The sequence below is a fragment of the Pseudomonas sp. DrBHI1 genome (assembly GCF_002205115.1).
GTDB lineage: Bacteria > Pseudomonadota > Gammaproteobacteria > Pseudomonadales > Pseudomonadaceae > Aquipseudomonas > Aquipseudomonas mosselii.
The window spans coordinates 1-9,351 of sequence record NZ_NIBE01000056.1 but is presented as its reverse complement, the minus strand read 5'-3'; the positions used below and the strand labels follow the sequence as shown (position 1 = coordinate 9,351).

Genomic DNA, 9,351 nt, shown 5'->3' with positions numbered 1-9,351 from the left:
CCTCCCGCCCCACCACGGCCCACGCCCATTTTGGCACCTGCCACGACGCCCATCCACCGATGTTCTCGGTGCATGCTGGTATTGATGGCGAGGATGCGCTGGTGTGCGCGGTAGCGGCCTTGCAGGCGGCCTACGAAACCAATGCCATGGCCCTGGAGAAAGCCAGCGAACCACTGCGCAGCCTGCTGGTGGCGACGGAGAACTCCCTGGAAAAAGGGCTGGCCTTGGCGTCGGCGGTGCTGGACGGGATAGAGCGAGGATAGTCGATGGCAGCGAGGGCCCCCTGTGCGGCCCGACCCTGCACCTGCCCGTCAGTGATCGAGCATCTTGTGATAGGTCACGAAATCCTGCTCGGCTACATACCCCAGCGATTCATACAGCGCCTGGGCGGCGAGGTTGGTCCGGGCGGTGTCCAGGCTCAACCGCTGCGCGCCCTCGGCCTGGAAAATATCGGTCAGTTGCTGCATCAGGAAGCGGGCATGGCCGCCCCTGCGGGCGTGCGGAGCAACGAACAGGTCATACAGCCAGTAGAAGCGCTTCATCGCCAGCGAGCAGGTCGCCGGGTACAGCTGGGCAAAGGCGATGGCCTGGCCGTCGGTGTCCAGCAGCAGGTAGATGCGCGAGTTGCCGGTCTCCAGGTTGGTCTTGAGGAATGCGCGGGAAGCGGGGAGGTCATCCGCTTCCTGGTAGAACATCCGGTACTGGTTGAAGAGGTCCGCGGCGGCGTCCAGGTGGTGCAGATCACAGGCAATGACGTTCATGTCGGGGCTCGCTATCAGGCTGTCCAGCGCCCTTGCTATGTGGGGCGATCCTGCAGGATTTCATGAAACACATCCGGCCGTACAGATGCGATATGCAGTAGCGTATGTGCAGCTCCCGAAGGCGTGCGCCGGCGTGGTTCCCCATTCTTGCAATGTACGTACGCAGACGCCGAGCAGCTCGGCGAACTTCAGCTGGGACAAACCGGTCTTGCTCCGGGACTCTGCGGCTTCGGTCACGAGGGGTTGCCAGCCAATGCTGCGGCTTGCTGGCGTCCATTCAGGCCATTAGCATCCGCTTTCCTCACTCACGGCCCTGCGGCCGGCTCCAGGATCAAGGACGAATGTTGCCGTTGCTTTCCCGTTTCCTGCTGCACGCATTGGCCTGTGTGGCGTTTCCCTTCCTCTTGAGCCAGGGCTTCGATTTCTATCGGCAGCATGTTGGCCCGCCCATGGCGCGAGGCGTCAGCGCCGGCTTGGCGACGATGATGGTGTTCTACGCCTTCGTGCTCTTCAACCTGCTGATGGTGGTCATTTCAAGGGCGGCAATCCGCTACGGCTTGGCGCTGTTGCTGGTGCTGTTGGTGCTGGCGTTCTTCAATACCTTGCACCCGTTGCGGGCGCTCGGCTTCGCGGTGTTATGCGGTGGTTTGTGCGCAGCGGCGATCAGCATGACGCCTGCGGTGACATCGCTGTTGAACAAGTGCCGCAAGTGAGGGCCCCAGCGCGCGGGATCAACAGACCAGCACGCGTCGCTCTTCGAGCCATCGTTCGAAGCAGGTGAAGGTCTCGACCGCAGCCTTTACCGTCCGGGCCTGGGCGGCAGGCTCCGGATCGGCGCCAGCCAGGCGACCGAGGAAGCTGCGCCAGCGTACGCCGGTCTGCGGGCCGTAGACGTCGAGAAACGCACCGCCGTTGTCGGCGTCGATCCCCAGGCGTTCAGCCATGGCCCGCTTGAGCACCTGGCCGCCCAGGGTGGAGCCTTCCAGTACATACATCACGCCGAGTGCGCTGGCTTCGTCGTCGATACGAGGCAGGGTGTGGCACAAGGGCAGCGATTCGACATCGATGGCCAGGGCGCCCAGGTCGCGTGACAAGGCGGGTGTCTTGTTGCGTTCGGTGCCCTGGTACTCGGCCAGCAAGGTATCCAGCGGCGCGTGGAAGCCATGGTAGGCCCCGAGCAGGCGCGCATAGGCCGCCCGGTCGAAACCTTCGCTGAAGAACGGCAGGCGCGCCTCCAGCCCTTCGTGGCAGGCGCGGGTACCCTCGCGCAAGGCAAGCAACAGCGGGCTGACGGTAGCGGACATGGCGCAGGCTCTGAACAGGACGCCACCGATACTGCCAGATCCCATGGCGCAATCACCACTGCCGATTTTCCGCACCTGGCATTTGATCTGTGGAATCATTGCGCCGCCTCTGGAGTGGGGCTTTCACGGCTAAGACAGGAATGCAGCACGATGCGCGCTACAACAAGGAACTGGCTGGCCCTGGGGCTGGCGTTGCTACCGGGCCTGGTCGGCGCGGCGGAGCCAGAGCCGGTACCGGTGTACCGGGAGATCAAGGACTGGGTGGTGGGCTGCGACAACACGCGTTTCTGCACCGCGGTGCTGGCCGATCATCCGGAGAAGATGCGGGTGGGCATGCTGGTGCAGCGCGAGGCGGGCGCCTGGGGCAACCTGCACCTGACCCTGGTGGGCAGCACCGATTGGTCGGGCGAACCCCTGCTCGACGGCCAACTGCTGGTCGCCCCCTGGCGCATGACCCGCGGCGTCGAGACCACCCTGGAACTGGAGGGCGCCGATGCCTACGCCGTGTTGCAGCAATTGCGTAACGGCCAGCGCCTGGTGGACGACACCCGGCCAGGGGAGCGCGTGAGTTCGCTGCAGGGCCTGAGCGCCGTCTTGCTGCTGATGGATGCGGTGCAGGGCCGCGTCGGTCACTACAGCGCGCTGATGCGACCCGGTGACAGCGTCGCCGACACCCAGCTGCCCATCCCGGCCAAGCCCAAGGGGCCGGCCTTTGTGGCAGCAACGCCGCTTAGCGAGCAGGAACTGGCGGGCATCAACCCGGTAGTGATGGCCAAGGCGGCCGCCGAAGACCAGTTGAAGAACGAATACGATGTCGCTCCCAAGCTTGAGCTGCACGCCCTGGACGGCCAGCACGCCCTGGCGTTGCTCAGCTACAACTGCAACGACTTCCATTGCCTCTACGCGTTGTACAAGGTGTCGCGTAAGGCGCCTTACACCCTTGGGCCGCTTGAGTTCGAGGCACCGTCCAGCCCGGTGCTGATCAGCCGGATGCGCGATGCCATCGAGTTCTACCCCAAAAAAGGCGAGCTCCACAGCTATGCCAAGGACGACTATCCCGGCAGTTGCGGGGTCGAGGAAAGCTGGCGCTACGACGGCATGCGCATGCGCCTGGTCAGGTTGGCGCGGATGGACCGGTGCGCCGAAGTGGGCACTGACAGTTGGCCGGTACTATGGCGCAGCGAAGGCTGAAAGCGTGAAAGGGACGTCCGGGGCAACACCATGCAATGGATGAAACACTACCGTGCGGCACTGCTGCTGGCGCTCATGGCGCCACTGGCCGCGCAGGCTGAAAGCGCCCCCAGATCTGCGCATCAAGCTGATATTTCCGGGGCCGCTCTGCGGCCCTTTCCGACCGGTCCGACGCCTCGGCAAGGCCGCTCAGAAGGGCGCGAGGTGTGGTTCAGAACGCCAGCTTGTAGCCGATCAGCAGCAGCATGGTCGCCAGGCAAGGCCGCAGCACGCGGTCAGAGATGCGCCCGGTCAGGTGGCTGCCCAGGTAGATCCCCGGCAGCGAACCCAGCAGCAGGTAGCCCAGCAGTGACCAGTCCATGTTGCCCATGCCGGCATGACCGAGGCCAGCCACCAGGGTCAATGGCACGGCGTGGGCGATCTCGGTGCCGACCAGACGGCGGGTGACCAGGAACGGGTACAGCAGGAACAGCGCCACGGTCCCCAGCGCGCCGGCACCGATGGAGGTCAGGGTGACCATCACGCCCAGCACCACACCGGTGATCACGGTGAGGATGTTCAGGGTGCGGTCGCTGAGGTGGTAGTGATCGCCGGCATGCTTGCTGGCGAACGCCTGCAGGCGCGATTTGAACAGGATCGCCAGGGCGGTGAGGATCAGCACCACCGCCAGGCCTTGCTTGATGATGGCGTTCAGCGCCGAGGTATCGGTGTGCAGGGTGCTGAGGAACCACAGGGTGAGGGCGGCGGCGGGCACGCTGCCCAGGCTCAGCCAGCCGGTGATCTTCCAGTCGATGTTCTTGTTGCGGCCATGCACCCAGACGCCACTGGCCTTGGTGATGGCGGCATAGAGCAGGTCGGTGCCCACGGCGGTGGCCGGGTTGATGCCGAACCACAGCAGGATCGGGGTCATCAGCGAACCGCCGCCGACGCCGGTCATGCCGACGATGAAGCCCACAACCAGGCCCGCAATGGTGAAACCGAAAGAACCTACATCCATACGCTACTCGACTGCCCAGCTTGCCCGTGATCGGATGCTTGCCAGCATATAGATTTTTTTATAGCCAAATAGACTTGTTCGTTATTAGGTTATAACCGCTGGCCTGTTCAAGATGTGCGACGGGCGTGCTGCAATCTCGATGAGTTCGCGCGCTGTCCGGCGGCACGTTCCAACCAACCCTGAAAGGAGTGTTCCATGAGCAATGACATCCAGCGTTTTCCCAGCAGCCTGCCGTTTCCATTTTCACGTGCGGTGAAGGCTGGAGGGTTCCTGTTCCTCTCCGGGCAGATTCCGATGAATGCGGCCGGCGAGGTGGTCAAGGGCGATATTCAGGAACAGACCCGCGCGGCCTGCGAGCGGATCGGCGAGAGCCTGGCGGCCTGCGGGGCGCGCTTCGACCAGGTGGTGAAGTGCACCGTATGGCTGTCGGACATGAGTCATTTCGCGGGTTTCAACGAGGTGTACAAGACGTTCTTCGGCGCGGCGTTGCCGGTGCGCTCCACGGTGGCCTCGGCGTTGGCCCTGGGCGTGGATGTGGAGATCGAGGTGCAGGCCTTCGTCGGGCAGGAATGACAGCGGCACCGTCCTAGGCGGTCAGGACGATGGGCTGATGCGGCGGGGCAGGGGAGATTGAGGTGGCCTGAGCGGCCGGCTCGCCGACAAGCCGGCTCCTGCAGTAGGAGCCGGCTTGTCGGCGAAGAGCACGCCTTAGATACGGAAGCTGCCGACCAGTTGCTTCAGGCGCCCGGCCTGCTGGCTCAGGGCGTCGCAGTGGCGCAGGGTTTCGTTGAGGTTCTCCACCCCTTGCTGGTTCAGCGCGTTGATCTGGGTGATGTCCAGGTTCAGGCTCTCGACCACGGCGGTCTGCTCTTCGGTGGCGGTGGCCACCGACTGGTTCATGCCGTCGATCTCGCCGATGCGCTGGGTGACGCTGGCCAGGCGCTCACCGGCCTCGTTGGCCACCTGCACGGTCTCTTCGCTGGAGACCTGACTGGTGTTCATGGTGTGCACCGCCTCGCGCGAGCCGACCTGCAGGCTGGTGATCATGCGGTGGATCTCTTCGGCCGACTCCTGGGTGCGGTGGGCCAGGTTGCGCACTTCGTCGGCGACCACGGCGAAGCCTCGGCCGGCCTCACCGGCACGGGCGGCCTCGATGGCGGCGTTGAGCGCCAGCAGGTTGGTCTGCTGGGAGATGCCCTTGATCACGTCGAGGATCTTGCCGATCTCGTCGGTGCTGGCGTTGAGGGTCTCGATCTGCTCGCAGGACTCGCTGATGCGCTCGGACAGGGCGGTCATGGCGCTGATGGCCTCTTCGACCACCTGGCGGCCACCGTTGGCCTGTTCGCTGGCGCCACTGGCGTGTTGCGAGGCATCGGCGGCGTTGCGGGCGATTTCCTGGGTGGCGGCGCCCAGTTCGTTGATGGCGGCAGCGACGCTGTTGGTGCGCATGCTCTGCTCTTCGGAGCCGGTGAGCGAGGCGTTGGAGGCGACCACGACCTTTTCCGACAGGTCATGCACCAGGCGGGTGGCCGAGGACACTTCGCTGATCGAGGCGTGGATACGCTCGACGAAACGGTTGAACGAGATGGCCAGCTCGCCGAACTCGTCCTTCTGCTCGACAGTCAGGCGGCGGGTCAGATCGCCTTCGCCTTCGGCGATGTCCTGCATGGCGCGGCCCATGGTGGTCAGCGGGCGCATCAGCACCGGGATCAGCAGGCCGAGCAGGCCGGCGATGACCGCCACGGCGATGAGCATGGCGATGATGGCCGAGGTGCGGAACTGGCTCAGCGGGGCGTAGGCTTTTTCCTTGTCGATGGACAGGCCGATGTACCACTGCGCCGACGGCAGGCCGTCGACCGGGGCGAAGGAGATGATGCGCTCCTTGCCGTCGAGGCTCACTTCCTGGATGCCGGTTTCCACGCGCAGCGGCGAGCCCGGGTAGATGTCCTTGAGGTTCTTCATCACCCGGTCCTTGTCCGGGCTGACGATCACCTGGCCATTGCGGTCGACCAGGAAGGCGTGGCCGATGCCGCCGAAGTCGACGGCGTTGATGATGTCGACCAGGGTGTTCAGGCTCAGGTCACCGCCGACCACACCGATCAGCTCGCCGCTACCCTTGGCCTTGACCGGCATGGCGATGGTCACCACCAGGCCACCTACCGCCGCCATGTAGGGTGGGGTCAGCATGGTCTGGTTGGCGGCCACGGCCTGGGTGTACCAGGGGCGCTGACGCGGGTCGTAGCCATCGGGCATCTTGGCGTCGGGGCGCTGGGTGAACAGGCCGGTGTTCTGGCCGAAATAGGTGAACTGGAAGTTGCTGGTGTACGACGGCTGGTCGACCAGGCCCGGCACGTTGCTGCCGGCACCCTGCTGGGCGATGTCCTGGGCCAGGTTCTCCAGTACCAGAATGCGGCCGCTCATCCAGTTCTGCACGCTGCTGGCGGTCTGCGCGCCGGCCTGGCGCACCGAGGACTCGATGTTCTGGCGGATGGTGTTGCGTTGCAGGTAGTCGTTGTAGAGGGTGAACAGCGCGAAGGCCAGTACGACGACGGCGCAGGCACTGAGCAGGATCTTGTGGCGGAATTTCAGGTTCATGTTTCGAGACCTTGAGCCAGTGAAAGGAGGGCGCCGCGTGCTTGTGGCACGGATGGCGGAGCCTGTTGCAACGCTATCGGCCGAGTCTGAAAAATGTTGAAAGACTAAATGTCGCAATGCTTGGCGCAATTGCCCTAACAGGGTGACAAATCATTTCGAAGCCAACAGGCTCACCAACATCCTGGCCGCCTGGCCGAGGGGTTGCTGCTTGAGCCAGAAGGCATTCACCGGCAGTTGCAGTTCGTTGCGGGTGTTGTGGAATTCCAGGCGCACCAGGCGCCCGGCGTCGATCAGCGGCGCGACCCGTGACAGGGGCAAATCGCCCCAGCCCAGCCCCGCCTCGACCATCTGCACGGCAAGGTCCAGGCTGTCGGTGCGCCAATGCGAGGTGCCGATCAGCGAGCGCGGGTCGGACAGTGGCAGGTCGCGGCTGCGTACCAGGATCTGTCGCAGGTTTACCAGGTCTTCAAGGTGACGGATGCGCCCTTCACGCAGGGCGGGGTGCTGCGGCGACAGCGTGGCCACCAGCGATTCGATGGCGATGTGCTGGAAGCTGCGCCGCGGATCCACCTGCAATCCGGCGAAGGCCAGGCACAGGCCGGCGCGGCCACTGTCGAGCAACTGCAGGGCCTCTTCCTGGGGCGCGGCGAGCAGTTCGATGTCCAGCAGCGGATAGCGCTCGCCAAGGCGAGTAATGGCTTCGAGCAACGGGCGCTGGTCGATGTCCGGGACCACGGCGATGGCCAGGCTGCTTTCGAGCCCACGCGACAGCTCCAGCGCGTGCACCTCCAGCAGCCCGAGCTGTTCGGCAATCAGTCGGGCATGGGGTTCCAGGGCCTGGGCCTGCGCGGTCGGGCGCGCCTCGCGCGAGCCGCGTTCGAACAACGGGTAACCAAGCTCCGCCTCGAGGTTGCCGATAGCCATGCTCACCGCCGAAGGCACGCGGCCGAGGGCCCGCGCGGCGGCGGAAAACGAGCCGCGGTCGAGCACGGCAAGGAACAGCAGGATGGTATCGCTGGAAAAGTTCATGGCAGTCTCCTTTCAGCAAATCTGAAGGCTACTTACTTTTCCTGTCAAATTTATTGATTCATCCTGCGCGCCTTCGTCATACCCGCAGCAAGGTAACTTCGTGCAAGGACTCAAACGCAAACTGGTCTACGTGACCTTCTATGAACTGATCGGCCTGTGCATGTCGACCCTGGGCCTAGCCTACCTGTCCGACACCCAGGCTTCGCACACCGGGCCCCTGGCGGTGATGATCACCACCATCGCCATGCTCTGGAACCTCATCTACAACACCTTGTTCGAGCGCTGGGAGAGCCGCCAGGCCAAGCGCGGCCGCAGCCTGGGCCGACGGGTGGCGCATGCCATCGGCTTCCAACTGACCCTGGTGGTGTACTTGATCCCGCTGATCGCCTGGTGGCTGGACATGACGCTGCTGGAGGCGTTGTTGGTGGACCTGGCGTTCATCATCCTGGTGCCGTGCTACACGTTCCTCTATAACTGGGCGTTCGACCGGATTTTCGGCTTGCCGACCTCGGCAATGGCGACGGCCTGAGCCTTTTGCAGGCGCGCGTCGACTTCGCTTCAGGGGGATCGGTAGCCGAGCAAACTGTCCTCCACCTGCCCCGACAGGTAGTACACCCCGGCCATGGCCCCGCTCTGGCGGTTCTCCATCAGCTCCTGCCATTCCTGGTTCAGCGCCACATTGAGGATCACCCGCAGTTGCTCGACCATCTGCGGCTGTTCGCGGTCATGGGTGATGATGCCGTAGCCAGTTGCCGCCACCGAGATCAACGCCCCCGCCGCCTTGCCCACCGCCGCCGCGATCGCGCTGGCGGCGCCGCGCGGGGCCAGGGTGGCGCCGAGTTTTTCGCTGGCCTGGGTGGCCACCGACGACAGCCCTGCCTCGGTCTGCCCGGGGGCCTTGGCGGCCTGCTGGTGCAGGTGCTGGCGCAGGGATTGCCAGGCCGGTTGCTGGTCCAGCGACTTGGCCCGCAGCAGTTGATAGAGCGACGCGTTGCGTGCGTCCGGCGGCCCCAGGGCGATGATCGGGATGCGATTCAGGCGCTGGCTGAACTGCTCGGGCGGCGCGTTGTAGCGCTGGATGATCGCCGGCAGCTGCTGGCCGAGCAGTTGCAGGTACAGCTCGCTGGCGCGGTCGCGGATGCCCTCGGGGTTGATCTGCTCGGCCACCGGGTCGATCACCCGTTCGCGGTATTGCGCTTGTAGGTACAGGCCCAGGCGCTTCTCTGGCGGCTCGTTGCCGTTGCCGCTGTTCATCGTGTATCAGGCCACCTTGAGCGTGAGCCATTGCTGGGTCCAGTAGCCGGTGAACCAGGGGATGAAATCGTTCTCGGTACGCTGCTGTACCTGCTCCTTCCACACACGCATGGAGCGCCGGGCGTAGTCGTTGGCCGAGTCCGCTGCGGCGACCGAAGCTTCGATGATGTCCTGGTCGATGCGTTGCCAGGCGGCGGGGGGCAGATTCTGCGGGGGTGGC

At 64.7% G+C, this 9,351-nt stretch carries 10 protein-coding genes and 3 pseudogenes; 5 read left to right on the top strand and 8 right to left on the bottom strand.

Annotated features, from left to right (window positions below):
- On the top strand, positions 1-263 hold a 263-nt coding region (locus tag CC207_RS10510), incomplete at its 5' end, for a hypothetical protein (RefSeq protein ID WP_088852058.1).
- A 48-nt stretch (positions 264-311) separates the two neighbouring features.
- Here the strand turns inward: CC207_RS10510 and CC207_RS10505 are convergent.
- The gene (locus CC207_RS10505; RefSeq protein WP_088852056.1) at positions 312-761 is read right to left on the bottom strand and encodes a GNAT family N-acetyltransferase; all 450 of its coding nucleotides are present in this window, start codon (positions 759-761) and stop codon (positions 312-314) included.
- 35 nt (positions 762-796) lie between these two features.
- Positions 797-998 (bottom strand): annotated as a pseudogene (locus CC207_RS27515) (helix-turn-helix domain-containing protein); the annotation flags it as partial.
- 26 nt (positions 999-1,024) lie between these two features.
- On the opposite strand from CC207_RS27515, the gene CC207_RS10495 reads away from it, so the two are divergent.
- Positions 1,025-1,474, top strand: coding sequence for a hypothetical protein (locus CC207_RS10495; protein WP_143496107.1), 450 nt, complete (start codon positions 1,025-1,027; stop codon positions 1,472-1,474).
- Between the two features lie 18 nt (positions 1,475-1,492).
- Here the strand turns inward: CC207_RS10495 and CC207_RS10490 are convergent, their stop codons facing one another.
- Positions 1,493-2,065 (bottom strand): biliverdin-producing heme oxygenase, encoded by a 573-nt coding sequence (locus tag CC207_RS10490; protein ID WP_088852057.1) that lies wholly within the window; start codon positions 2,063-2,065, stop codon positions 1,493-1,495.
- 150 nt (positions 2,066-2,215) lie between these two features.
- Between CC207_RS10490 and CC207_RS10485 the strand changes: the two genes are divergently transcribed.
- Entirely contained in the window at positions 2,216-3,256 is a 1,041-nt protein-coding gene (locus tag CC207_RS10485; RefSeq protein WP_088852055.1) for a DUF1176 domain-containing protein, read from the top strand.
- A 211-nt stretch (positions 3,257-3,467) separates the two neighbouring features.
- Here the strand turns inward: CC207_RS10485 and CC207_RS10480 are convergent, their stop codons facing one another.
- The gene (locus CC207_RS10480; protein WP_023630744.1) at positions 3,468-4,253 is read right to left on the bottom strand and encodes a sulfite exporter TauE/SafE family protein; all 786 of its coding nucleotides are present in this window, start codon (positions 4,251-4,253) and stop codon (positions 3,468-3,470) included.
- A gap of 195 nt (positions 4,254-4,448) precedes the next feature.
- Between CC207_RS10480 and CC207_RS10475 the strand changes: the two genes are divergently transcribed.
- Positions 4,449-4,826, top strand: coding sequence for a RidA family protein (locus CC207_RS10475; protein WP_062359526.1), 378 nt, complete (start codon positions 4,449-4,451; stop codon positions 4,824-4,826).
- Between the two features lie 135 nt (positions 4,827-4,961).
- Here CC207_RS10475 and CC207_RS28285 read toward each other — a convergent pair whose 3' ends face one another.
- The 3 genes and pseudogenes from CC207_RS28285 to CC207_RS10465 all read right to left on the bottom strand — a co-directional run bounded on the left by CC207_RS28285 (position 4,962) and on the right by CC207_RS10465 (position 7,877).
- The gene (locus CC207_RS28285) at positions 4,962-5,702 is read right to left on the bottom strand and encodes a methyl-accepting chemotaxis protein (RefSeq protein ID WP_371263136.1); all 741 of its coding nucleotides are present in this window, start codon (positions 5,700-5,702) and stop codon (positions 4,962-4,964) included.
- Positions 5,703-5,816: 114 nt separating this feature from the next.
- A pseudogene (locus CC207_RS28280) lies at positions 5,817-6,848 on the bottom strand (cache domain-containing protein); the annotation flags it as partial.
- Between the two features lie 150 nt (positions 6,849-6,998).
- A complete protein-coding gene (locus tag CC207_RS10465) occupies positions 6,999-7,877 on the bottom strand; it encodes a LysR family transcriptional regulator (RefSeq protein WP_028692684.1) in 879 nt (292 codons plus the stop codon).
- Between the two features lie 100 nt (positions 7,878-7,977).
- On the opposite strand from CC207_RS10465, the gene CC207_RS10460 reads away from it, so the two are divergent.
- Positions 7,978-8,406, top strand: a complete 429-nt coding sequence (locus CC207_RS10460; RefSeq protein WP_069016195.1) for a PACE efflux transporter — start codon at positions 7,978-7,980, stop codon at positions 8,404-8,406.
- A gap of 29 nt (positions 8,407-8,435) precedes the next feature.
- Here CC207_RS10460 and CC207_RS10455 read toward each other — a convergent pair.
- Positions 8,436-9,351, bottom strand: a pseudogene (locus CC207_RS10455) (hypothetical protein); the annotation flags it as partial.